General features: G+C 65.8%; 22 protein-coding genes. 9 read left to right on the top strand and 13 right to left on the bottom strand.

What is annotated here, in order from left to right:
• Window positions 1–122 precede the first annotated feature (122 nt).
• Window positions 123–4,229, top strand: a complete 4,107-nt coding sequence (locus N2604_RS36620; protein ID WP_260372779.1) for a GAF domain-containing protein — start codon at window positions 123–125, stop codon at window positions 4,227–4,229.
• Here N2604_RS36620 and N2604_RS36615 read toward each other — a convergent pair.
• From N2604_RS36615 to N2604_RS36595, 5 genes are all read right to left on the bottom strand, one after another.
• Window positions 4,203–4,544, bottom strand: coding sequence for a hypothetical protein (locus tag N2604_RS36615; protein ID WP_260372778.1), 342 nt, complete (start codon window positions 4,542–4,544; stop codon window positions 4,203–4,205). The genes N2604_RS36620 and N2604_RS36615 overlap by 27 nt on opposite strands.
• Before the next feature lie 225 nt (window positions 4,545–4,769).
• Window positions 4,770–5,762, bottom strand: a complete 993-nt coding sequence (gene galE, locus N2604_RS36610; RefSeq protein ID WP_260372777.1) for a UDP-glucose 4-epimerase GalE — start codon at window positions 5,760–5,762, stop codon at window positions 4,770–4,772.
• Between the two features lie 19 nt (window positions 5,763–5,781).
• Window positions 5,782–6,585 (bottom strand): WecB/TagA/CpsF family glycosyltransferase, encoded by an 804-nt coding sequence (locus N2604_RS36605; RefSeq protein WP_260372776.1) that lies wholly within the window; start codon window positions 6,583–6,585, stop codon window positions 5,782–5,784.
• Window positions 6,578–8,953, bottom strand: coding sequence for an exopolysaccharide transport family protein (locus N2604_RS36600; protein WP_260372775.1), 2,376 nt, complete (start codon window positions 8,951–8,953; stop codon window positions 6,578–6,580). The genes N2604_RS36605 and N2604_RS36600 overlap by 8 nt, the downstream gene beginning before the upstream one ends.
• Before the next feature lie 291 nt (window positions 8,954–9,244).
• On the bottom strand, window positions 9,245–10,045 hold the full coding sequence (locus tag N2604_RS36595; RefSeq protein WP_260372774.1) for a methyltransferase: 801 nt from the start codon (window positions 10,043–10,045) through the stop codon (window positions 9,245–9,247).
• A gap of 322 nt (window positions 10,046–10,367) precedes the next feature.
• Between N2604_RS36595 and N2604_RS36590 the strand changes: the two genes are divergently transcribed.
• Window positions 10,368–11,396: a glycosyltransferase family 2 protein gene (locus N2604_RS36590; RefSeq protein ID WP_260372773.1), complete on the top strand. Its 1,029-nt coding sequence runs from the start codon at window positions 10,368–10,370 to the stop codon at window positions 11,394–11,396.
• 10 nt (window positions 11,397–11,406) lie between these two features.
• On the opposite strand, the gene N2604_RS36585 is transcribed toward N2604_RS36590, so the two are convergent.
• Entirely contained in the window at window positions 11,407–12,393 is a 987-nt protein-coding gene (locus N2604_RS36585; protein ID WP_260372772.1) for a glycosyltransferase, read from the bottom strand.
• 251 nt (window positions 12,394–12,644) lie between these two features.
• Between N2604_RS36585 and N2604_RS36580 the strand changes: the two genes are divergently transcribed.
• From N2604_RS36580 to N2604_RS36570, 3 genes are read left to right on the top strand one after another with little or no spacing between them, the layout of a single operon-like run.
• On the top strand, window positions 12,645–13,748 hold the full coding sequence (locus N2604_RS36580) for a glycosyltransferase (protein ID WP_260372771.1): 1,104 nt from the start codon (window positions 12,645–12,647) through the stop codon (window positions 13,746–13,748).
• Window positions 13,749–13,751: 3 nt separating this feature from the next.
• The gene (locus tag N2604_RS36575; protein WP_260372770.1) at window positions 13,752–15,104 is read left to right on the top strand and encodes an O-antigen ligase; all 1,353 of its coding nucleotides are present in this window, start codon (window positions 13,752–13,754) and stop codon (window positions 15,102–15,104) included.
• Window positions 15,101–16,246: a GNAT family N-acetyltransferase gene (locus tag N2604_RS36570; RefSeq protein ID WP_260372769.1), complete on the top strand. Its 1,146-nt coding sequence runs from the start codon at window positions 15,101–15,103 to the stop codon at window positions 16,244–16,246. Before N2604_RS36575 ends, N2604_RS36570 begins: the two co-directional genes overlap by 4 nt.
• 21 nt (window positions 16,247–16,267) lie before the next feature.
• On the opposite strand, the gene N2604_RS36565 is transcribed toward N2604_RS36570, so the two are convergent.
• On the bottom strand, window positions 16,268–16,807 hold the full coding sequence (locus N2604_RS36565) for an alpha/beta hydrolase (RefSeq protein ID WP_260372768.1): 540 nt from the start codon (window positions 16,805–16,807) through the stop codon (window positions 16,268–16,270).
• Window positions 16,808–16,900: 93 nt separating this feature from the next.
• Here N2604_RS36565 and N2604_RS36560 point away from each other — a divergent pair, with 93 nt between their 5' ends.
• Entirely contained in the window at window positions 16,901–17,395 is a 495-nt protein-coding gene (locus N2604_RS36560) for an Lrp/AsnC family transcriptional regulator (RefSeq protein ID WP_260372767.1), read from the top strand.
• A gap of 102 nt (window positions 17,396–17,497) precedes the next feature.
• A complete protein-coding gene (locus tag N2604_RS36555) occupies window positions 17,498–18,382 on the top strand; it encodes a protein-L-isoaspartate O-methyltransferase (RefSeq protein WP_260372766.1) in 885 nt (294 codons plus the stop codon).
• A gap of 48 nt (window positions 18,383–18,430) precedes the next feature.
• Here the strand turns inward: N2604_RS36555 and wrbA are convergent, their stop codons facing one another.
• Window positions 18,431–19,030, bottom strand: coding sequence for an NAD(P)H:quinone oxidoreductase (gene wrbA / locus N2604_RS36550; protein WP_260372765.1), 600 nt, complete (start codon window positions 19,028–19,030; stop codon window positions 18,431–18,433).
• A 173-nt stretch (window positions 19,031–19,203) separates the two neighbouring features.
• On the bottom strand, window positions 19,204–19,911 hold the full coding sequence (locus N2604_RS36545) for a pirin family protein (RefSeq protein ID WP_260372764.1): 708 nt from the start codon (window positions 19,909–19,911) through the stop codon (window positions 19,204–19,206).
• Window positions 19,912–20,018: 107 nt separating this feature from the next.
• Between N2604_RS36545 and N2604_RS36540 the strand changes: the two genes are divergently transcribed.
• On the top strand, window positions 20,019–20,954 hold the full coding sequence (locus tag N2604_RS36540; RefSeq protein WP_260372763.1) for a LysR family transcriptional regulator: 936 nt from the start codon (window positions 20,019–20,021) through the stop codon (window positions 20,952–20,954).
• Window positions 20,955–21,136: 182 nt separating this feature from the next.
• Here the strand turns inward: N2604_RS36540 and N2604_RS36535 are convergent, their stop codons facing one another.
• Window positions 21,137–21,394 carry a hypothetical protein gene (locus tag N2604_RS36535; RefSeq protein WP_025033750.1) on the bottom strand — a complete coding sequence of 86 codons (258 nt, stop codon included), beginning with the start codon at window positions 21,392–21,394 and terminating at the stop codon, window positions 21,137–21,139.
• 385 nt (window positions 21,395–21,779) lie between these two features.
• On the opposite strand from N2604_RS36535, the gene N2604_RS36530 reads away from it, so the two are divergent.
• The gene (locus tag N2604_RS36530) at window positions 21,780–22,136 is read left to right on the top strand and encodes a hypothetical protein (RefSeq protein ID WP_260372762.1); all 357 of its coding nucleotides are present in this window, start codon (window positions 21,780–21,782) and stop codon (window positions 22,134–22,136) included.
• Window positions 22,137–22,199: 63 nt separating this feature from the next.
• Here the strand turns inward: N2604_RS36530 and N2604_RS36525 are convergent, their stop codons facing one another.
• The 3 genes from N2604_RS36525 to N2604_RS36515 are packed head-to-tail and all read right to left on the bottom strand — an operon-like array spanning window position 22,200 to window position 24,330.
• Window positions 22,200–23,030, bottom strand: coding sequence for an adenylate/guanylate cyclase domain-containing protein (locus tag N2604_RS36525; RefSeq protein ID WP_260372761.1), 831 nt, complete (start codon window positions 23,028–23,030; stop codon window positions 22,200–22,202).
• Between the two features lie 60 nt (window positions 23,031–23,090).
• Window positions 23,091–23,558 carry a YbaK/EbsC family protein gene (locus tag N2604_RS36520; protein WP_260372760.1) on the bottom strand — a complete coding sequence of 156 codons (468 nt, stop codon included), beginning with the start codon at window positions 23,556–23,558 and terminating at the stop codon, window positions 23,091–23,093.
• A gap of 40 nt (window positions 23,559–23,598) precedes the next feature.
• A complete protein-coding gene (locus tag N2604_RS36515; RefSeq protein WP_260372759.1) occupies window positions 23,599–24,330 on the bottom strand; it encodes a haloacid dehalogenase type II in 732 nt (243 codons plus the stop codon).
• Between the last annotated feature and the right edge of the window lie 43 nt (window positions 24,331–24,373).

The following is a 24,373-nucleotide window of genomic DNA, read 5'->3' as shown; positions in this document are numbered from 1 at the left end:
CGCTCGTTCGCAGCTCGTTCACTTTGATCGACGGTTTGCGCCGCGCAATAACGACCACTTAGGCGGTCGCCGCTCATAAAGGCACCGGGAGAAATGGGCAGAAATGCCCGGGAGCTGAGATCGTGTCGACGACACTCGCGCGCACCTTTGCGGCGTTGAGCGCCATCAATGAAGCGATTCTTTACGCGAGATCGCCGGAGGAGCTGTACCAGAAGGTCTGCGATGCCGGGTTTTCGAGCGGGGACTTTCTGGCCGTTGCCGTATTCCTGGTCGAGCCGGACGGCCGAAGGTTGTGCTTTGCGGCCGGCTGTGGCGATGATACTGCGCGACTGCGCTCGATCGTGATCACGACGGTAGCCGGAACGCCCGAGGGATCCGGCGTCGGCGGTGAGGCGTTTCGCGATCAGAAGCTGTGCGTCAGCAACGATTATCTGAACGATCCGCGCTCGCTGGCCTGGCGCGAGGGCGCCGCCCAGGCCCACATCGGTGCGGCGGCGGCGCTGCCGCTGCTCTGCAACGGCAAGAGCGTCGGCGTCTTGTACGTGACGCGGAGCGAGGCCAACTCGCTGAACGAGCAGATGGTGTCGCTGTTCGAGCGCATGTCGGCGAACATTTCCTACGCGCTGGACAATTTCGCGCGCGAGACCGCGCGGCAGACCAGCGAGCGGGCGACACGGCGGCTCAACCGCATGTTCGGCGCCATCAGCGCCACCAACGAAGCCATCCTGCGCGCCAAGACCGAGCAGGAGCTGTACCAATTGGTGTGCGACGCCTCGGTCCACAGCGGCAAGTCGCTGGCGACCATCGTGCTGCTTCGCGAGCCGGACTCGCACTGGATGAAGCCCGTCGCCGCCACCGGGCAGAACCTCGATCTCGTCACCCAGGCGCGCTATTCGGTCGATCCGGACAATCCCTACGGCCAGGGCATCTCGGGCGAGGTGTTCCGGACGCAGAAAGCCGTCGTCGAGGACGATCTCGCCAGCCGCACCAGGGGTACGCCGTGGGAGCAGGCCAACGTTAACACCGGCGTCGCCGCCTGCGTCGTCGCGCCGTTGATCAGGCACGGCGAGAGCGTCGGCGTGCTGCTGTTCTTCATCAGCCGGTCCTGGGCCAAGGACGAAGAGATCGTCGCGCTGCTGCTGCGCATGGCCGAGAACGTCTCGTTCGCGATCGAGAATTTCGGCCGCGAGGCCGAGAAAGCCCGGATCGCCGCCGAAGAAGAGTGCTTGGCGCGCATGTATGCGGCGCTCAGCGCCACCAACGAGGCGATCCTGCGGGCACGGTCGCGGGCTGAGCTGTTCGACCTCGTCTGCGAGGCGACCGCAACGGGAGCAAAGTTCACCTCGGCCACCGTCGCGCTGGTCGACGACCGGACCGAGCTGCTGCGCGTCGTCGCCTGCTACGGGCCGAATGCGGATCAGGTTCGCAACTTCACGTTCTCCACCTCCGACCAGGTGCCCGAAGGGCGCGGCTTGACCGGCACCGCGTTTCGCACGCGCCAGGCCGCCGTCAGCAACGACGTGCTCGCCGACGACCGTATCGCGCCCTGGCACGCCAGCGCCCGCCGCAACGGCATCGCATCCTCCGCGGCATTGCCGCTGTTTAACGGCGACCGGGTAGAGGGCGTCTTTCTGTTCAACTCCCCGGAGCGCGGCACCTTCACGCCGGAGCTGGTCGAGTTGCTGCGCAAGCTTCAGGCCAACGTCGCCTTCGCGCTCGAAAGTTTCGACCGCGCCGACGAGAAGGCGCGGGCGGACAAGCAGCGCAATCGTCTGAGCGGAATGTTCGAGGCGCTGAGCGCGACCAACGAAGCAATCATGCGCGCCAAGACGCGCGAGGAGTTGTTCGAGGCGGCGTGCCAGGCGGCCGTGCTCGGCGACCTGTTCGCCTCGGCGACGATCGGCCTCATCGATGAGGCAGGCGAGCTGGTCCGCGTCGTTGCCGTCAAGGGACGCCTGCAGGAGCGCATGGCCGGACGTACCTGCGTCATTTCCGCCGACCATCCTCAGGGCCAGGGCATCATCGGCACCTCGGTGCGGACGGGCCGGCCCAGTGTCATGAACGATTACCTGAACGAGCCGCGGTCCGCATATTGGCGCGCGAAGGCCATCAAGGATGGAACGCGGGCCGCGGCGAGCTTCCCGCTTCTGAGAGCGGGACGGGAACCGGTCGGCATTCTGCTCTTCCTCGCACCGGAAGAGAATACGTTCACGCCCGATCTGGTCGAGCTGCTGGGGCGCCTCGCGGAGAACGTCTCCTTCGCACTCGACAATTTCGAGCGCGCCGAGGAGAAGGCCCGCACCGAGGCGCAGAAGGAGCGCCTGACGCGCATGTTCGCGGCCTTGAGCGCGACCAACGAGGCGATCATGCGCGCGAAGTCGCGTGCCGAGCTGTTCGACCTCGTCTGCCTTGCGGCATCGAGCGGCGCCAAGTTCACCTCGACCACGATTGCGCTGGCCAGGCCCGGTACGGACCAGCTCGAGATCGTCGCCGCCGCAGGTCCGTCCGCCGGCACCACGCGCAACGTCCGTCTCTCGATCGATCCCGAGCGGCCGGAGGGACGCGGCATGAGCGGCACGGCGTTCCGCACGCGCCAGCCCTGCATCAGCAACGACTATCTCAACGACGACCGCGTCCGTGTCTTCCACCCCATCGTGCGCGGGGACGGCGCGCGGTCGGGCGCCGCGTTTCCGCTGATCGCGCACGATGAGGCCGTCGGCGTCATGATCTACATGTCGACCGAGCCGGCGACCTTCACGCCCGAATTCGCCGAGCTATTGCAACGTCTTGCCGACAACGTCTCCTTCGCGATGGAGAATTTCGATCGCACCGACGAGAAGAACAAGGCCGACGAGCGCATCGAATACCTCGCCTCGCACGACAGCCTGACCGACCTGCCGAACCGCGAGACCTTCAACGGGCTCTTGCGCGAGGCGATCGATGCGGCGCAGCACCATGGTCACCGCTTTGCGGTGCTGTTCATCGACCTCGACCGCTTCAAGGTCATCAACGATTCGCTCGGCCACGAGGCCGGCGATCTGCTCCTGCTCGAAGTCGCCAACCGCTTGCGCGGCGCATTGCGAGCGAGCGACGTGGTCGCGCGCCTCGGCGGCGACGAGTTCGTGGTGATCCTCGACCAGTGCGGCGAGATCGACGACGTCCAGCGCATCGCGACCGAATTGCTCGCTGCGCTTGCCGAGCCCATGGAGCTCGCCGGCCACGAGTGCCATACCACGGCCTCGATCGGCATCGCGATGTATCCCCGCAACGGCTCCGATGCGCAGACGCTGACCAAGAACGCCGACATGGCGATGTACCTCGCCAAGGAGGACGGCAAGAACGGCTACCGCTTCTTCTCCAACGAGGTGAAGACGCAGTCGATCGAGCGGCTGTCGCTCGAGAGCGCGCTGCGCCGCGCGCTGGAACGCGAGCAGTTCTCGCTCAACTACCAGCCCAAGGTGGAGATGGCGACCGGTCAGATCACGGGCGTCGAGGCGCTGCTGCGCTGGACGCATCCCGATCTCGGCAACGTCTCGCCCGCACAGTTCATTCCGCTTGCGGAGGAAACCGGGCTGATCGTGCCGATCGGCCGCTGGGTGCTGAAAGAGGCCTGCGCGCAGGCCATGGCCTGGCAGCGCCGCGGCCTGCTGCCGCTGTCGATGGCAGTCAACCTGTCGCCGCGGCAGTTTGCCGACGAGCATCTGTTGCAGGACGTCGACGAGGCGCTGGCGGCCTCCGGCATGTCGCCGGTGCTGCTCCAGCTCGAGGTCACCGAGAGCATGATGATGCGCAATGTCGGCCGCGCGCTCAAGGTGCTCGACTCCATCCAGAGCCGCGGTATCCGTCTCGCCATCGACGATTTCGGCACCGGCTATTCGTCCATGTCGCTGATGAAGCACTTTCCGATCGACACCATCAAGATCGACCGCTCCTTCGTGCGCGACCTGCCGCAGGATTCGGAGGATCAGGCCATCGCGCAGGCGATCATCAGCATGGGCAAGGCGCTCGGCATGACCGTCGTCGCCGAAGGCGTCGAGAACGCCGAGCAGGAAGCGTTCCTGCGCGCCCATGGCTGCGACGAGATGCAGGGCTTCCTCATCTCCAAGCCGCTGCCGGCGCGACAGATGGGCGAGCTGCTGCGGCCCATGGTGCTGCCCGTCGCGCCGCCGCTCCAGCCGGAAGCGGCCGACGAAGACGCAGCCTCAGGGCTGAAACGCGCTGTCGTCTGACGGCTGCGGGTGCAGCTCGCGGACCTCGTGCTCTTCCCCCTCGACCTTGCTCGGAAAATCCTGGGGATCCGTCAGTGACGTCTGCTCGGTGAACAGCGCGAGAATGGCACGCGCGCCCTCGGCGAAGCTCGTCCCTTCGCTCACGTTCAACGCGCGGCAGCATGTTGCGCTCATCGGCTCCTGGTCGTCGACCACGGCCATGGCAGGCCCCCACCACCAGGCAGGCGCGGGCGAACGCTCGTCCTCCGGCACGACATGCCAGCGGACGAACTCCTCCATCACGCGCTCGAATTCCAGGCGGGCAGCCTGATTCATGTGGTCGATGCTCCCAGAATCGCGTCCGACGACGGGTCGACACGCTGACTTGATCGTCACGTCGCTCGGAAAAATCGGCTCGTGCAACTGGGCCGAACCATGCAGGCCGACGTCGTCGTCGGCAATGCGGAACTGCGCGGCTGTCGGCGATGTGCCGGCGCGGCCGCGACAACTCATTCTAGCCGCTCGCGGGCCCGGCAAGCAAGCGATTGGAGCCGCGATTGCCTAACGCGGCCTGAACGGATGCGCCTTCTGATGCCAGGCCCAGGCCGTGCGGACGATTGTCGGCAGGTCGGAGTGATGCGGCACGAAGTTCAGCACCTTTCTTGCAGCAGAGGGATCGGCGACCAGAAAGGTGGGATCGCCGGCGCGGCGCGGCTTGACCGTGTGCGGCACCTCGCGCCCGGTCTCCTGCTTGATCGCGTCGAGGATCTCGCGCACGGAAAAGCCGGAGCCGGTGCCGAGGTTGAAGCTGCCGCCGGCATGGCCTTGCTCCAAGAGTCTCAAGGCCGCCACGTGCGCCGCCGCAAGGTCCGTGACGTGGATGTAGTCGCGGATCGCGGTGCCGTCGGGCGTGTCGTAATCGTCGCCGAACACCGCGAAGTCGACATGGCCCTGAAGCGCCATCATCGCGCGAGGAATGAGGTGAGTTTCGTTGTCGCGCAGCTCGCCGATGCCGCCGGCGGGATCGGCGCCGCTGGCGTTGAAATAGCGCAGGCAGAAGGCACCGAAGCCATAGGCCGTGCGGTAATCGGCGAGCATGCGCTCGATCATCAATTTCGATGCGCCGTACGGATTGATCGGCGCGCAAGGAAAGTCTTCCGGCAGCGCCTTGGAATCGGCGTTGCCGTAGACAGCGCCGGTCGAGGAGAACACGATGCGATGGCAGCCCGCGTTGCGCATCGCCTGCAACAGCGAAAGCGTGCCCTGGACGTTGTTGATGTAATATTTCTGCGGGTCGGTCATGGACTCCCCGACGAGGCTCGCCGCCGCGAAATGCATCACCGCCGTGATCTTGTGGTCGGCGAAGGCGCGCGCCAGCGCTGCGCCGTCGAGCAGGTCGCCCGTCACCAGCGGGCCGGATACGAAGCTGCGATGACCTGTCGAGAGATTGTCATAAACGACGGGCTGATAGCCGGCGGCGGTCAATGCGCGGCAGGCATGCGAGCCAATATAGCCCGCGCCCCCGGTGACGAGGACGGTCGGTCGGTCGGTCATGTCGTGTTCTGCTCTTCTCTTAGCGGAGGGGGCGGTTGCGGCTGAAGAGAAGATAGAGCGCGCGGGGGTTGGTGGTCAAATAACGCCAGAGCAGACGGCGTGGTTCGAGCAAGGTGCGCCAGGCCCATTCGAGCCCGATCTTCTGCATCCATTGCGGCGCGCGGGAACGGCTCCCTGACAAGAAGTTGAATAGTCCGCCGGATGTCTTGATGACGCCAACATTGGTCAGATGCGGCGTGAACTCCTTCACGAATGCCTGTTCGTTGGGCACACCGAGCGCGACCCACAGATAATCCGGTGCCAGGGCGTTGATCTCCTCGACCTTGGCACGCAGCGCCTCGCCGCGCAGATAGCCGTGGCTGCGTCCGACGATCTTGAGACGCGGGTACATCTTCTGGACGTTTGCGACCGCAGCGGCGTTCTCGGGCTCGCTTGCGCCGAACATGTAGAAGGTGCGGCCGGCGGCTTCGGCCTTGCGCGCGACGACGTGGAACAGGTCCGTGGTCGCGACGCGCTCCGGCAGCGGGAACCAGGATTGCAGCTTCGAAGCCGCGACCAGCGGTTGACCATCGGCGTTGATCAAATCGGCGGCGCGGAACAGGTGCTCGGTCTGCGGCTCGGTCGAGCAGCGCGCCAGCACCTCGCCATTGGCCGAAGTCAGGAACAGCGGTCGGCCGATGCGATTGTCGGGATCGGTCGCCTCGATCATGAAATCGGCGGTCTCTTCCAGGTCGAGCGCAGCCATGCGAAGTCCGCCGACGGTGATTCTCGGCACCTCGGCAGTTGCTGCCCGTCCGTCGAAGTTGACGCGGCGCTCAAGCATATTGTTTGCCTCGCTGGCGCGTTTGCATTGCGGGGGTGAGCTCGTCGAGCACGACGCCGACGAGCTTGCGCTCGGCCTGGCCGAGCGCGGTCAGGATCTCTTCCAGGCTGTCGTTGACGTCGAGGCTGGTCGGCAGCACGGCCACCAGCGAATCGATGTCGTCGAGCAGCTTGCGGCCGCCGGAAGCGAGCGGCACGGCCGGGCCGTCGAGTATCACGAGATCATAACCGCCGGCGGAACGGGCCTGCGCAATCGTCTTGCGGATGGCGTCGGCGGCCTTGCCGGCGTCGCCTTCGGCGGCCGGCAGCACCGAGATGCCGTTGACCGTCCTGATCTCGCGTGCGTCCTTGCTGCCGATCGAGAGCCAGCCGAGCCTGCTCGGCTCGCTCTTGCCGGGACGGATGACCCGGTTCGAGAGCGAGCGCGCTTGATGGTCGGCATCGATCATCAGCACGCGGGCGCCGTCGCGTGCGGCCGCCAGCGCGAAATTCAGCGCGGCCACGCTGCGGCCGCTGGTCTTGCCGGTGCCGACCAGCGCGACGACCGGCATCGCCTTGCCGGCGGCGCGCCGGGCCACCGCGGCGCGCATGTCGCGCCAGGCGTTGAGCAGGCTCGTCAGGGGAAAGCCCGGACGCAGCGTCGGCCAGCCCAGCCGCGTGAGATCGACGCCGCCGCCGGTGGGAAGTATGGCGCCGAGCGTGTGGATGACGTCGGCGTCCTGGAAGCGTGCGATCAGCGGCTTTTCGATCAAGGGCTGCTCGACGATCGAAGGCTGCAGCGGGGGCGCGGCAAGTTCCGGCGGAGCCGGCGCAGCTTCAGACGGGCGCGGGGCCTGCCGCTTCTGGGCAACCTCCGCAGCCGGCGGGAGCTCCGGTGCTCGGGGAGCCTGTGGCCTCGGCGAGCTGTCACGCCGCGCGGGTGTCGGCGTCGCAGGCGCGGTTACGCCAGCGAACAGCAGGTCTGCCACAACGAACCAGCTCGATGCAGCGATCGCTCCGAAAACGAAGCCGATCATGGCGAACAGGCTCATGGCCGGCGGGAACGAGCGCCGCTGCGGCACCGTCGCCTCGCCGATGACGCGGGCGGCCGAGGTGTTCAGGCTCTCCTGCTCCTCGGTCTCGCGGGAGCGCTTGAGAAAGGACTGATAGACGTCGCGGCTGGCATCGGCTTCGCGTTCGAGCTCACGCAAGCGCACGGCGGCCTGGCTGAGCTGGACGCTCTGCCGCTTCTGCGCTTCCAGCGCGCGGTTGAGCGAGGCCTCGAAATCGCGGGCGCGCGTCAGATCGTTCTTGGCGGACTGGGCGAAGCGGTCGATCTCCTCGTTGATGGTGCGCTTGAGGTCCTCGACCTGCTTCTCGGTCTGGCGCAGCGCCGGATGGCGCGGGCCGAGCTCACCGGCCTGCTCCGCATATTTCTTCCGGGCGTCGGCATATTGCGCGCGCAAATTCGCAATCGTCGGCGATTGCAGCGCCTCCGGAATCGCGCCGGCATCGGCAGCGGTACGCCGGCTCGCCTCGATCTGGTCGAGCCGCGCCTGCGCATCCATCGTCGCCGCGCGGGCCGCGGAAAGCCGCTGGTTGCTGGCGGAGAGCTGCTGATCGCTGATCAGCGCGTCCTGGGTGCCGACGAAATTGTTCTGGGCCTTGTAGGTCGCCAGCGCGGTCTCGGCGTTGCGCAGCCGGTCGCGCAGCTCCTTCAGGCGGCTGGAGAGATCGTTGGTGGCGCGCCGTGCCGCCGAAGCCTGGGAATTGCGGGATTCGGCGAGATAGGCATTGGTCAGCGTGTTGGCGAGCATCGCTGCCTTCGCGGGATTCGTCGACCAGACCTCGACGTCGACGATGAAGCTCTTCTCGGTCTTGCGGACGGCGATGTGCCTGTTCAGCGCCTCGAGCGCCGCAAGCTGCACCTCCTTCGTCTCCGCAGCGGAGGGCGCGCGGGGCTGCAGCCCGATCAGGCCGAGCAGCGAGGACATCAGGCTCGCAGCGTCACCGCCTCCGAATTCCGGGTCTTTGTCGAGACCCGCCTGCTGGATCACCTGGAGCAGCACGCTGTTGGAGGTGATCAGGCGCGCCTGGCTCTCCACCACCATGGACATGCCGGAAACGTCCTGGGCGCGAGGCGTGAGCTCGCGGTCAACGAGCTGAAGCTCGCGCGGGTCGACATAGAGCTGAGCGGTGGCGGTGTAGCGGGGCGTCACGCTCTTGCCGATGGTGACGGCAAGCGTTGCGCCGAGCAGGGCGGCCGCGGCGATCGCGACCTTCCGCCGCCAGAGCAGGTGAGCGAGCTCCAGCACGTTGAAGCCGGCCTGAGGCTTATGTTGCGAGGCCTCCGGTCTGGCTCGATCGATCGGCTGGTTATAATCAAGCATGATCCCCAGCTTTCATTCCAACTGCCGCGGGCTGAGGGGTTACTCTTCGCTTTACGCCACGCACCCGGGATATGGGTGCCCAATCAACGCAACAGGGAAAATTAACCATACTCATTGAGGGACTATTCACCGAAATGGCAAACAAAGCGTTTAAGCGCAGGCCGTCCCTCGGCGCGTCGCTGTGACGCTCGCGATACCCGCCTCTTCCGGAAATTAACGATCCGTTACCGCGCGCAGCATGGCCGCGAGCCGCCGTTCGTCCGGTGATGGGCCGCGCACGTGCCATCGCCGTCAGTTCCTCCGCAGGATCACGTGATAGTCGCCGCGGCGGACGTCGGTGCCGCGCGGCAGCACGGCGTTCAGCACCGCGGCGCCGGTGTCGATCAGGGCCGCAACCAGCGGCTTGCGCCGGCGCATCTCGGGATAGCGCGGACTTTCGACTTCACGGCGGTAGATCATCTCGAGGCCGTTGGCGGCCGCGAATGCTTCCAGCCGGGACAGCGTCACCAGCGGATGAAAGAACGTCGGGAATGGCGGCTCGCCGGGCAGGCCGGCGTCCTTGATGCCGCGGATGTGCCGATAGAACCAGACGTGAAACCAGTGCGGCGAGTATTTGGTGACGACCCCGGAGAGCGAGCGCGGATTGGGTGCGCCGATCAGGATCATCCCGCCGCGCTTGAGCGCGTCACGGAAATTCAGGAGCGCGGCGTCGACGTTGGGCAGATGCTCGATCACGTTGTAGCAGATCACGAGATCGAAGGTCTCGCGCCCGAAGCGGTATGTCTGGACGTCGCCGAGGATCGCCTCGTCGGCGTAGGTGTTGTTGCGGACCTGGTCCTCGTCGATGTCGACGACGGTGACCTTGCTCCGGCTGAGCAAGTCCGGCGGCAGAACGCTGCAAGAGCCGCCGCCGGCCTCATAGATGGCGAGCCGGCCCCGCGGCAGCTCGCGGCACAGCACGTCATGGACGGCGAGCAGGCTGTCGCGGGCTTCGCCGGGGACGAGATCATGAAGCGCTTCGGCATATGGCGCGGCCGCGGGGATTTGGATCGCCGTGGCTGTCGCGAAATCGATCGTGGCTGGCTTGTTCATATTTTCTGACCGCGCTTGTTCTATTCAAATTTACAGGAAAAAATGCGCCTGCCCGAAGAGCAAATCCGATGCCGCAACGTCTCACCGGTCGCAGTGCTTACGGCCCGGTTAATGCGCATGCGCATTAACTACGGCATTGTTCATGTTGGAGCGTTGTCGGTGCATGGACCGCCAATTGCAGCATGACCTGCTGCGAACTTCGTGGCCATGTACCGCGCGGCAGCCGTCCATTTTGGGACGAGTTTGTCCCGCGGCGATGTGCCGTCGTGGGACGCGCGATCGAAGCAGGGCTTTTTCAATACATCTCGGACATCTAGACCTCATGACATTGATCCCGACCGACCTGTCTGCGGCGCGCATCTCGGATGCCGTGCGCGATCCCAATCGGGAGATCGTGGCGAGCTCTCGCGTCATCGACCTGTCGGTCGGCATCGTCGTCTGCGTTCCCTGCTTCCGTCGTCCGCAACACCTGCGCCTCACGCTGGAATCGCTGGCGAACCAGCGCACCCCGCGTTCCTTTGCCGTCGTCATGGTCGAGAACGATGCGGTGCGGCGCGAAAGCGCGCCGGTTGCCGCGGAGTTCCTGGCCGCTGGAAGGCTCCAGGGCATCTGCCTCATCGAGAAGCGACAGGGAAATTGCCAGGCGATCAATGCTGCCTTCGAGACGGCGCAGCAGCTGTTTCCCGCCGCGACGCGTTTCCTGATGATCGACGACGACGAGATCGCATCAAGCGACTGGCTCGAGCTGATGGTCCGCACCGCGGAGGCGACCGGCGCCGACGTGGTCGGCGGGCCGGTGCTGCCGGTGTTCGACGATGACAGCAAGCGCTGGCTTTCGCGTCACCCCGCCTTCTGTCCAGCCTACGACTACAGCGGCGCAGTGCCGCTGATCTACGGTTGCGGCAATTGCCTGATCACGCGCGCCGCCTTCGAGCGGTTCGACCGTCCCGCGTTCGATCTGCGCTTCAATTTTCTCGGCGGCGGCGATTGCGATTTCTTCGTGCGGTGCCGTGACGCCGGCATGCTGTTTCACTGGACGGCGGAGGCCGTCATCACCGAGACCGTGCCGCGCAACCGCACCAGCCTCGGCTGGATCGCAAAGCGCGGCCTGCGCATCGGCGCGATCAATTATCGTGTACAGTACAAGGCCGCGCGCAGCGCAGCAGCACGGGCGCGGGTGTTTGCGCAGATGCTGGGGCGCTTGCAGCTGTCGCTCCTTCGCTCCGCAGCCTTGTTGCCGTCGTCGAAAGCCGTCGTCGCGATGCACCCGCTGATGGTTGCGTTTGGCGCCGCCTTGGCGGCCCTCGGCCTCGAGCCGAAGCCTTACGAGGCCTCGAAGATCGCGTCTTGACGCGGCGGAACTAGATGCCGAAGCGAGCGAGGGCGACCCGGATTGTCGAGCGTGGCAGCGATCTGAGCGACCGCCGGCCGATCATCGCGAGATAAGCGAACGCTTGGCGATACCTGCCGAACCGGACCGCCTGCATCGCTGAGTAGGTGACGAGATGAATCTCGGCGGCGAGGCGCAGCCCGGCCGTCATGCGCCCGGGCAATCGCGCCAGGATCAATCCATCATCGAACACCCGCGCAATGGCCGGGAAGAAGTCCTTTGGCGTCCGGACCGCGGCGTTCATGGTGTTGGCGGTGTGAAGACGATAATCGAGCAGCAGCTCCGGCGCGAACTCGAACTCGCCGATCGCAGCGAGGCGGCACCAGCAATGCCAGTCCTCGCAATATCTGAGGGACGTATCGAAGCCGCCGATGGCACGGAAAGCTTCGGCGCGTGCGAGCGCGATGCCGCCATTGACGATGAAATTGCCGGCGGCGAGCCGCGTCAGCACGTCGCCGGACGGCTTCCGGCGCCCCTTCAAGAGGCCACGCCGGCCGATCTGGCGGCCTTCGCTGTCGATCGTGTTGTAGTCGCCATAGACGAGAACGGCGCGCGGCGCGCCGCGCGCTGCAGCGAGCAGCGCCGCCACCGCGCCGGGGCGCAGGCGATCGTCGGCATCGAGGAAGAGCAGCCACTCGCCGCTTGCCTGTCGCGCGCCGAGGTTGCGCGCGGCCGATACGCCGGCGGAATCGTTGCGGATCAGGCGCAGCCGCGGGTCACGCACGCCCCGCACGATTGCTGCGGTTTCGTCGGCCGAGCCGTCGTCCACGACGATCACCTCGGTCACCTCGCGTTGCGCCAGTGCGCTGGCAAGCGTTTCGCCGACATAGGCCGCAACGTTCTTGGCGGGAATGACGACGGATACCGATGTGGTCGAGCCGACCTGAAGCGGCAAGCGCGCGGGCACTGCCGCGCGGGAGGCGGCTGGCAGTTCGAGAACCTCTTCGGCGGTGATCACGCCACGGCTCGCCTTTAATGATCTGTTAACCAGGACCGATGTGCCGCGCTGGGGAACGCTTGCGATCGCCAAGCCCGGCGCCCGCGGATGATACCCGCATTGCGCTCGAACCCGTTGCCGAGAAGGCCCGTGTGCCGCCGGTTTCGTAGAATAACGTTAAGTCGCTGGCATTAAGCCTGTGGTAAATTTCGAAGAGTGCGGCAGACGGCCCCGTGCGAGAATGCGCATCGGACTGCCGCGGATGGAATCCAGTGCCCGCAAACACGTTCGAACACGACCCCGATGCGATGATCCTGAACCTCTTCTATGAGGACAAGGACGACCGCTGGTTTACCGGCGACCGGCATCTGCGGCGCATCGCCCGCCGGTTGCTGCTCGGCGAGCCGCGCATGAGCGGCCAGCTGCGCGTGTTCCTCAATCTCTGTGCGGGGCTCGACCGGCTCGGCATTCGCTATCGCGTCAACGATTACGGTTACATCGCGCAACATCCCGACGAGCTCGCCTGCATCGTCGGCCGCACCTTCCTGCTCGACAAGTTCGCGTGGAAGAACCCGATCCTGCTCGGTGTTGCCGCCCACAATCATCCGCTCGACGACCCCGACTTGTTCAAGCGTCTGCCGGTGAAGAAGGTCGTGGTGCCCGGTCCCTGGTACGTCGACATGTACCGGCCATATTGGCCCGAGACCGAGGCCTGGCCTGTCGGCATCGACACGGATCTCTGGGCGCCATCGGCTCAAGCCCGAAAGACCGTTGATGTCCTGATCTACGACAAGGTGCACTGGGACCGCGAGCGCTACGCGCCGGAGATGATCGAGCCCGTGCGCGCCCGGCTCATCAAGGAAGGCCGCTCGTTCACGGAGCTGCGGTACGGCAGCTACAAGGAAGCGGATTATCAGGCTGCGCTCGCGCGTTCGCGCGCGATGGTCTTCCTGTGCCAGAGCGAGAGCCAGGGCATCGCCTATCAACAGGCCCTGTCCTGCAGCGTGCCGGTGTTTGCCTGGGATCCGGGCGGGCCATGGCGCGACCCCGATTATTATCCGCACCGCGTGCAGTTCGCGCCGGTGTCGTCGGTGCCGTACTGGGACGAACGCTGCGGCGTCAAGTTCACCGACATCGCCGGCTTCGAGGCGGGCTGGGACAGGTTCTGGGCTGGGTGCACCGCGGGCGGGTTCGATCCGCGCGGCTACATCCTGGACAATCTCACGCTGGAGCAACGGGCGCTGCAATATTACGAAATCGCGCTGAGCATCATGCGAAAGCCCGCAGTGTCGCAGACCTCCGCAAGGCCCGTTGACGAAGCCCCGGAAGGGTTGGGCCGCGACCGGAAGCTTCACCGGCGTCACCAGATGTCTTGAGCCATGGACCGCAGCGCCGCAGACATGACCGACGTCGAGGCCCGATCGTTGGGCCATATCCTGCGCGATCGCCTTGCAGGTCTCGATGCCGTGCCGCTGGCGCGCTGCCTCGTCGCGGTCGGGGCGCTGCTGCTGGTGCTGGTGACGCTCGATCCGTTCCCGGACCTGCGCAATCCCGACGTCACCATGATCGTCGGCGGACGAATGGCGCTGACCTATATCGCCTGGGGTGTTCTGGCTGCGGTGGCAATGCTGTGTGTCGCTGCCACGGATGCGCCCGCGCTGAAGAGCCTGGTGACGCCGCTGCATCTCTGCCTGCTGGGCTGGCTCGTGATCAACATCGTCTTCTCCGAGAGCCGCGGCGTTTCGATGCAGCGATTCGTGCTCGCAGTCAGCGTGACGTCGCTCGCCGTCGTGTTGCCGTTGCTGCCGCCGACGCAGCGCAGCTTCAACTTTTGCCTCGGTGCCTCCGCGCTCGTGCTGCTCGCGCTCTGCTATCTCGGCGTCTTCCTCGCGCCGCAATATGCGATCCACACCGCGCTCGACGTCACCGAGCCACAGCTCGCCGGCGACTGGCGCGGCAGCTTCGGCCACAAGAACATCGCCTCGGCGGTAATGACCATCCTGGTCTATGTCGGCATCTACCTGTCCGCGGTGGGCTCGTTCGTGATGGGGCCTGCGATCGCCGTGCTGGCCGGCACCTTCCTGATCTTCACCGGCGGCAAGACGTCGTCGGTGCTGTGCCTTGCGATCTACGCGCTCGCATCACTGGTCTACGTCACCCCAAGCCTCTGGCTGAAGCGGATCATTTGCTTCGTGCCGCTGGTTGCGATGAACCTGTTGACCGTCGGCAGTGTCGTCAGCCCTGTGCTCGCGGCGATGACGCGGCTGCTTCCGCTCGATCCCACGTTCACCGGCCGGTCCGCGATCTGGGACTTCGCGCTCGCGGCCGTCGCCGAGAAGCCGATCATCGGCCACGGCTATGCGGCGTTCTGGGACGACGTGAGTGCGCGGGCCACTGCCCAGGGCGCCGAATGGGCGACATCGGCGGCGCACAGCCACAACAGCTACCTCGATCTCGCGGTCACCATCGGTCTTCCGGGGCTGCTGCTGGTGATCGCAGTCTTCGTGCTCGCCCCGCTCGGCAATTTCCAGACGGCGCAGGCTCACAGCCGCAGTGGCGCACTGGCCAAGCTGTTCCTGACCGTCTGGCTGTTCGGCCTGTATTACGGCGCCACCGAGACCTTCCTGCTCGAACGGCAGAATCCGATTTGGTTCATGTTCGCGCTATCCGTGGCCGGCCTGCACTTCCTGGCGAGGTTCCAATGCGTCGAGCAGATCGGGCCCCGCGGATGACCTTCCTCAGCGTTGAGCAGCCCGACGATGTTGCATCCAGCGCGTCCGCCATCGCGGTCGATGTCCTGCGTGATTGGCGGCACGCGGCCTCGCGTCTGAGCGCCGGGCAACGCACCGCGTTCCAGCATGCCGACTGGCTCGGCGCCTGGTACGAGGCCTTTCACGACGTCGCTCCGCTGATCGCCGTGATCTCCGATGCTGCCACCGGCAAGGACATCGCGGTGGTGCCGATGATCAGCCATGTCAGGCGCGGCATCCGCATCGTCGAATTCGCGGACCTCGGCGTCTCCGACAACAACGCACCGATCCTGGCGCGCGATGCCGCTTTGGATGGAGGAACGGCGGACGCGATCAACACAGCGCTGATCGGCGCGTTGCGTGCGCTGCCCGATCGCCTCGATCTGCTCCGCCTGAAGAAGATGCCGGCAGAGGTCGGCGGCAAGCCGAACCCGCTGGTCGCGCTCGGCCGGATCGGATCCTCCTCGCTCAACGGCAATCTGGTGGTGATGGGCGACGCCTATGACGGCTATCAGGCCGCGATCAAGCGCCTGCAGATGCCGCGCTGCTGGCGGGTCTTCAGCCGCCATGCCGGTGCGCGGTTCGAGGTCGCCGCCGATGCCGCGCGTGCGCACGAGCTGCTCGACGTGATGGATGTCCAGCAGCAGGCCCGCATGCGAAAGCTCGGCTCGCCGTTCGTTCTCAACGACGAGAGCCATGCGCGATTCTATCGCGAGGTCGTCCGCCGGGGCGTCGCGGAAGGTCATGCCATGGTCTCGGCACTGGTATGCGACGAAGGCGTCGTTGCCACCGCGCTCGGCATCAAGCATGGCGCGACCTATTTCCTGCTGCGCATCAGCCATGCCGGCGATCAATGGTCGAGCTGCTCGCCGGGCCTGCTCGTTACCGAGCGCACCATGGCCGCGCTGCATGCACAGGGCGTGCGCCGTTTCGACCTCAGCATCGGCAATCAGGCTTACAAGCGCCGCTTCGGCGCCGAGAGGGTGCCGCTGACCGACGTCAGCGTCGCGCTGTCCTGGCGCGCTCTGCCCTATGCCTGGCGCGATCACGCCGCGCAGGGCCTGCGCCGCTACCCCAGGCTCGCTGCCTTCGCCGCGCAGGCGATGGGCAAGGGCGCGCGCTGACCGGCGCCGTCTGCTTCGCCATCATCTCGGAAGGCCCGCGCGGAAGGCATCCAGCAACGCGCGTCCTTGCGGCCAGTCGCCGAGCCCGCTCGCGGCATTGATGTGGCCGAGCGCGCCCGGCACGACCAGGCCGGACTGCCAGTCCTGCGCCCGCCGCCGTGTCATCTCGAGCGCTCCATATGGATCATTCGTGCTCGCGATGATCAGCGCGGGAAAGCGCAACGCGCGGCGGGGGACCGGCTTGAACGCCACAGCTTCCGCGGGAAAATGGCCGCCATCCGGATCGGGCACTGCGACGAGAAAGGCGCCCGCAATCGCGGAAGGGAAGCGCGCGGCCCAGTGCGCCACCAGTAGGCAGGCGAGGCTGTGTGCGACCAGGACGGGCGGCCTGGCGCAGCGCGCGACCGCGTGCTCCAGGGCTTGCTCCCAGTCGTCGAGCTCCGGCTGGTCCCAGCTCGCCGGCTGGAATCGCGTGAAGCGCGCATCAGCGCGCTCCCATAGCGTCTGCCAGTGGGTATCTCCGGAGCCGCCGAGCCCGGGCAATGTGATGATGTCGTGCATGAACGTCCCGTGATATCTGAGGTTACGCCGCAGTGTGACCGATCGCGGTCCTGCATCACATGGCAAGTCATCGGCGAAATCGACCATCTGCCGATGATCTCAAGGTGGAACGGAGATCGCTTCGGGAGCATCGATGCCAAGGATTTGAAGATCCTCGAGGCGCTGCAGGCCAATGCGCGCGTGCCGTTGTCCGAGCTCGGCCGTTCCGTCGGGCTGTCCCAGCCGGCCGTGTCCGAGCGCGTCAAGCGGCTCGAGGAAGCCGGCATCATCGAGGGCTACGGCGCCCGCATCAACCCGCGCGCCCTCGGGCTCGGCCTGATGGCGCTGGTGCGCCTGCGCACCTCGCACGAGCACATCAAGACCTGCCTCAAGCGGTTCAGCGAAATCCCTCACATCATCGAAGTCCATCGCGTCACGGGCGATGACTGTTTCGTGCTCAAGGTGCTCGTTCCCGCGCCCGAGGATCTCGAGACCATCGTGGATCGCATTGCCGGCTTTGGCGCTGTGACGACCTCGCTGGTGCTGCGGAGCGAACCCGTGCGGCCGATCGGCAAGGACCTCGTCAGGAAGAAAGCGGAACGGAGTTGAGGCGTGGCCACGTCACCGCGCCGTCACAAGGGCCGCGATTGCGCAAGCCTTCCGATGATCGCCCGCGTTGTGTTATCGTCGCTTCCGTTCCCCGGAGGCGACATGGAAGACCGTTCGGCAAAGTATCGTGCATTCTATGCGCAGTTGATTTGCGCGGCGGCGAAGGCCGCGGACCCTCGCCTCGAGCAGGCTTTTCGGACCGTCAGGCGCGAGCCGTTCGTCGGGCCCGGGCCATGGTCGATCTGTCTCGGCGGCCATCCCTATGTCGTGACGCCCGACGACGATCCTGCCTTCATCTACCAGAACGCGCTGTTGGCGCTCGATAGCTCGCGCGGTCTCAACATCGGCATGCCCGGCGCGCACGCTTATTGGCTCAGCGGCTGCGCCGTGAAGGAAGGCGAGACCGTGGTCCAGATCGGCGCCGGCAGCGGCTATTACACCGCGATTCTCGCGCATCTCGTCGGTCCCAGCAGCCGCGTTCACGCCTATGAGATCGACGAGCGTCTGGCAGGACTTGCGCGCGACAATCTGAAGAACATCGCCCATGTGGACGTGCGCGGACGCTCGGGCATCGCGGCGGATCTGCCGGCGGCCGACGTGATCTATGTCTGCGCGGGCGCGGCGCAGCCGGCGGCGGAATGGCTCGATGTGCTGCGGCCCGGCGGGCGGCTGGTGTTTCCGTTGGCGCCCGAAGGCATGCTCGGCGGCATGTTGATGATCACCCGGCCTGACGACGGTGCGGTCTGGCCCGCGAAATTCCTCAGCCGCGCCCAATTCATCGGCTGCGCGGGCTTGCAGGATGCCGAGGCCGGCCGGCGATTGGGCGAGGCGTTCGCAAGAGGCTGGGACGGGGTCCAGTCGTTGCGAAGAGAGGGCGCTCCCGACGAGACATGCTGGTTTGCCGGCGAGGGCTGGTGGCTTTCGACGGCGCCCGCACCTGTGCCGACGGAATCGGCTCGGCCTCACGCCGACGTCACGCAGACTTAATCCTGGATTGAAGCGGCATTCCCGAATGAGAATGCCGCCCGGGTCGCATCAGCCATGCAGCTTTTTGGCGGTCTCCGCGATCTGGCGGCCCTGATAGCGCGCGCCGGCGAGCTCGTTGGCGCTGGGCTGGCGGCTGCCGTCGCCGCCGGTGATCGTGGTGGCGCCATAGGGCGCACCGCCGGTGACCTCGTCGAGCTTCATCTGGCCGGCAAAGCCGTAGTTCATGCCGACCACGACCATGCCGAAATGCAGCAAGTTGGTGATGATCGAGAACAGTGTGGTCTCCTGGCCGCCGTGCTGGGTCGCGCTGGACGTGAAGGCGCCGCCGACCTTGCCGTGCAGCGCGCCCTTGGCCCAGAGGCCGCCGGCCTGGTCGAGGAAGTTCGCCATCTGCGAGGCCATGCGGCCGAAGCGGGTGCCGGTGCCGACGATGATCGCGTCGTAATTGGCGAGGTCCTGGATTTTGGCGACCGGCGCGGCCTGGTCGAGCTTGTAATGCGAGGCTTTCGCGACCTCGGCCGGCACCAGCTCGGGCACGCGCTTGATGTCGACGGTCGCGCCGGCCTCGCGCGCGCCTTCGGCGACGGCGTTGGCCATCGCCTCGATGTGGCCATAGGCGGAATAATACAGGACGAGAACTTTGGTCATGGGTGGTCTCCGTTGGATTTAGATCTGATGGTTAACGGGATCGTCATGCCCGGGCATAGCCGTTCGAAGAACGGCGTCGCTTCCGCTCGCCTATGCCCGGGCATCCACGTTCTTGTCGGCGCGTGGAGAGGCGTGGATGGCCGGGACAAGCCCGGCCATGACGGAGAGAGGCGTCACGCCGCGTCGACGAGCACGAGCTCGGAATCTTCCAGCGCCGTGATCTTCAGCCTGGCCTCGTCGCGGATCGCGGCGCCGTCGCGGGCATTGACGCGGACGCCGTTGATCTCGACGGCGCCTGCCGCCGGCACCAGGTAAAGATGCCGCGACGTCTGCGGCTCATACTCCGCGCTCTCGCCCGCTTTCAGCGTGGTGGCGAGCACCCGCGCATCGGCGCGGATCGGCAGCGCGTCCGCATCGTTCGCAAAGCCGCTCGCGATGGTCGCGAACTTGCCGGAGCGGTCGGCCTTCGGGAAAGGCTTCGAGCCCCAGGTCGGCTGGCCGCCGCGCATCGTCGGCTCGATCCAGATCTGGAAGATCCGCGTCCTGGTCGGCTCGAGATTGTACTCGGAGTGGCGGATGCCGCTGCCGGCGCTCATGACCTGCACGTCGCCCGCTTCAGTGCGGCCCTCGTTGCCGAGGCTGTCCTGATGGGTGATCGCGCCCTCGCGCACATAGGTGATGATCTCCATGTTGGCATGAGGATGGGCGGGAAAGCCGGTGTTGGGCGCGATCTCGTCGTCGTTCCACACCCGCAGCGCACCGTGTCCCATGTTGTTCGGGTCATAATGGCTGGCGAAAGAGAAATGATGCTTGGCCTTGAGCCAGCCGTGATCGGCGCCGCCGAGCTTTGCAAAAGGTCTGAGTTCGATCGATCTGTGCAATTCCCTGATGTCTGATTGACCTCTTGGATATGCCTTCGTCTGTGGTATAGAAATAGAAACTGTTGAAACGCATTGTTTCACAAAATGACCCAATTGGACGGCGACCCATGGCAAAACTCCCAGACTTCGAGGCGCTCGCGATCTTCGCAAAAGTCGTGGAATTACGGTCGTTTGCGGGGGCCGCGAGCGAGCTTGGGATGTCCAAGGCGACGGTGTCGAAGGCGGTCACGCGGCTGGAGGAGCGGCTCGGCGCCCGCCTGTTCAACCGTACCTCGCGCCGGCTCGCGCTGACCGATGCCGGCCACAAGCTGGCCGAGCGTGCGACGCGCCTCTTGGCCGACGGCGAGGCCGCCGAGAACGAGGCGCTGGCGCAGTCGGTAGCGCCGCGCGGCCTGGTGCGGCTCGCCGTCCCCATGACGTTCGGCATCAAGGCGGTGGCGCCGCTGCTGCCGGAATTTTTCGAGACCTATCCGGAGGTCTCGGTCGACCTGCACTTGAGCGATGCGACTGTCGACCTGATCGGGGAGGGGTTTGACATGGCGGTGCGGATCGCGCGGCTGCCGGACTCATCGCTGATTGCGCGGCGGCTCTTCACCATGCCGCGCTACACGGTCGCCGCGCCGTCCTATCTCAAGCAATACGGCCGGCCGACGCACCCGATGCATCTCGCCGAGCACAAATGCTTCAGCTACGCCTATCTCTCCACGCCCAACGTCTGGCACTACACCAATTCGGCCGGCGAGCAGGCCAGCGTGCGCCCGGGCGGCCAGCTTCGCGTCAATAACGGCGAAGCCGTGATGCCGGCGCTGATCGCAGGCCTCGGCATCGCCGAGCTGCCTGAATTCATCGTCGGTGAGGCGATCTCGTCAGGCGAGGTCGAAGTGATCCTGAAGGACTGGAAGCAGGCCGAAGGCGCCGTGCACCTCGTGACCCCGCCCGGCGGCCCCCGCCCGGCACGCGTCGAAGCGCTCGGCGATTTCCTCGCTGCCAAGCTGCCGGGCACGTGCAAGCGTCGGCCGAAGAAGGGTGTGAAGGCAGGATAACTGTCGTCCCGGACAAGCGCGCCCCAAGCGCGCGCCGATCCGGAACCCATAGCCACGGGCAGGTGTGGCTACGGGGACTCGGAGTGACCTGCTTCGCGCAACGAGAGCGCCCGGTGGTGATGGATCCCGGATTGCGCTGACGCTTGTCCGGGATGACCGCTCGAAGCGTGCCCACCATCTCGCTACGACACCTTCACGCCATGGCTCGCGACGATGCGCAGGCTCGGTTTCAGCGTCCCCTCCAATTGCGCCTTCAATTCGTGAACGCGAGGATCGCTCGATCGCGCCGCGCACACCCCATATTGATGGACCGATTGCGCCAGCGCGCGTCGCGCTTCCGGCGTTCGCGTCAATTCGGGCGTCGAAAGCCGCAACACGATCGCTGCGAGGTTCACCAGCATCTCGTCCAAGGCGACGTCGATGGTTCCAAGATTGTGCATCGCTCACTCCCTGGAAGGCCAACGGCGGCTGCAGGCACGCGTTCCTGGCCGGGCTGGACATGGCTAACGCCTGGTAAACGTCTCGTTCTTGGCCGCTGCCACGTTAGGCTGGCCCGTGAACAAAGAAAATCAGGGAGGCATCGCCCTGGATCGCCGCGATCTCTTGCGTGCCGTTGCGGCATAGACCTCGGGCAGCCCGTCGCCTATCAGGACGCGCCGGCCTTCGCGCAGTTCATCGCCGCGGACGGCGTCTGATCGCGGCGGCGACGAAGATCGGTAAGGTCGAGTAGGTTCCAGCCGCGCCTTTCACATTTTTTTGTTGGTCCAGAACAAGCTCGCGTCTCATTGATTGAAGAGAATCGAGAGACTTGGGAAGGATCTGGACATGCGAGCAGAGCGGATTGCGCTGGGTGTGGCGCTCGCGATCGGGGGCACCGTCGCCCAGAGTGCAACATTCGCCCAGGAATATCGCGGAACGATGGAACAGCAGATGGCGTGCACACCCGATGTGTGGCGGCTGTGCAGCGATCAGATTCCCGATGTGAACCGTATCGTGGCGTGTCTGCAACAGAACACGCCGCAGCTCTCCAGCGGCTGCCGTGCCGTGTTCCAGTCGAACAACCAGGCTCAACCGCAGCAGCCGGTCCCGCGCAATCGCGTTGTGCCGCCACCGCGCTTTAACAATGCGCCGCCACCACCTCCGCAGGTGCGACCGCGTCCCTTTGACGATTATGACGATTAGCCTCTGACGAGCGCATGAGAGGTGCGCGGGCGTAGGCGCGACATGCGATCGTGCCGCCTTCGTTCAGCGCTCCGGCCTGCTGCCCGATTCAGGCCTATGTCCGAGCACCATCCGCAAGACGACAGCGAAGAGAATGGCTGCGACCGGCCAGTGAAACCAGATCCTGTTGCTGGTGAACAGATTGATCAGGATCAGGAAGGCCGACACCGTGAGAGCCGCTGCAACCGGGCGGGGCAGCCTTGCGAGCCAATCCGAGACGACATGCCTGGGCGAAGAAGGCACGCGCCTGTCGTCGATCCGCGGAGCGCGCGCTCGCTCCGAGGGCATTGCGCGCTCCTCGAGCGGGAAGCTCCCTGGCCCGGCGGCTTGGCCACCCAGGGTCAGCCGGTAACTGGTCAGGGGGGCAATGTTCTTCATCGGGCGCTGGCCGAGGCAGTCGAAACCAACGGATAGTTTGTTGTGCACCTGATCGTAGACGGAACTCGAGATCACGACGCCGCCGGGGTCGGCGAGCTCCTGCAGGCGCGATGCGATATTGACCCCGTCGCCATAGATGTCGGAGCCGTCCACCATCACGTCGCCGAGGTTGATGCCGATGCGAAACCGCATGGGGTTCGCCTGGGACGCGTCCGAAGCTTGACTGGAGATCTCCTGCTGAATCTCGACCGCGCATTGCACGGCCTCGACGACGCTGGCGAACTCGGCGATCACGGCATCGCCCCAGGTGTTCACGATCCGGCCGTCATGGCGCTCGACCAGGCGCGTGATGGCCGCGCGGTAGCGGCGGAGCGTCTCGAGCGTTCCGGTCTCGTCCGCTTCCATGAGCCGAGAATAGCCGTACACGTCAGCGCACAGCACGGTGGTCAGTCGTCGTTTCACCTTGTCGTCGGTCATCGCCGCTATGCTAGCCCGCCTGACCGGCAATGCAACCAGGCATCGTATCCGGCGCCGTCCTTACGGCCTGTGCTCGCAGACGTCGACCCATTCAGCCGCGGTCAGCTCGGCCATGCGCTCAGGAGTAATGCGCACCGCACTGTGGGTCGAGCCCGCGGCCGGCACCACGACGTCGAACGCCTTCAGCGAGATGTCGCAATAGATCGGCAGCGGCGACTTCAGCCCGAACGGGCAGACGCCGCCGACCTCGTGCCCGGTGATCTCGGCGACTTCCTCGAGGCCCAGCATCTTCGGCTTGCCGCCGAACTGCGCCTTCACCTTCTTGTTGTCCATGCGCGAGGTGCCGCTCGCGACGATCAGGATGACGCGCTCGCCGATCCGCAACGACAGCGTCTTGGCGATCCGTCCCGGCTCGACACCATAGGCTTCGGCCGCCAGCGCCACGGTCGCGGAGCTGATCGGGGATTCGATGACGGAGATGTCGGGGGCTTTCTCGGCGAAGAAGGCGCGAACGGATTGCAGGCTCATTCCGGGCAGCTCATTCCAATCTCACAGGCGGGCGACGACCCTAAGCGATTCCTGGCAGCTCGGAGAGGGCGCGGACGCGATGATCCGGCTCAAAGCCGAGCTCGTCCATCTGGGTGCGGATCGCCTTGAACAGGGTGAGCGGTGCCACGAGTTCGTTCTCGACGCAAGCCAGCGCCATGGCTTCCGGCGTCACCCGTTCGATCCAGGCGACCTTCAATCCGAACGATTTCGCCCCGGCGGCGTCCCAGGGATTGGAGGAGACGAACAGAACCTCATCAGGCGCGGTGCCGAGCACCTCGCCGATCAGCTCATAGGCCTGCGGGCTCGGCTTGAAGATCTTCTTCGCGTCGACGCTGATGGTGGCATCGAGCAGGGCATCGAGTCCGGAATTGCGCACCAGCGCATTGAGCATGTCCGGGCTGCCGTTGGAGAGGATGGCGAGCTTGCGCGGTCTTAAGGCGCCAAGCGTTTCCGCCGCGTCCGGATAGAGATCGAGATGCAGATACTTCTCGATCACGCGCTCGAACGTCTCATTCTCGTAAGCCAGCCCGAGCACGCGCAGCGTATAGGCGAGGGAATCGCGGGTGACAGCGGCAAAATCCTGGTAGCGCCGCATCAGCGAGCGCATCCAGGTGTATTCGAGCTGCTTGATGCGCCAGACCTGCGTGATGATTTCGCCATAGCCCGGAAACGCATCCTCGGTGACGTCAGCGACCGACTGGATGTCGTAGAGCGTTCCGTAGGCGTCGAAGACGACGGCTTTGATGGGCATCGGCTGTCCTTCCCTTGTGGTCACAAGAACTCCGTTTGGAGGC

The sequence above is a fragment of the Bradyrhizobium sp. CB1015 genome (assembly GCF_025200925.1).
GTDB lineage: Bacteria > Pseudomonadota > Alphaproteobacteria > Rhizobiales > Xanthobacteraceae > Bradyrhizobium.
The sequence above is the reverse complement of the archived record's forward strand: the minus strand, read 5'-3'. Positions and strand labels throughout refer to the sequence as shown.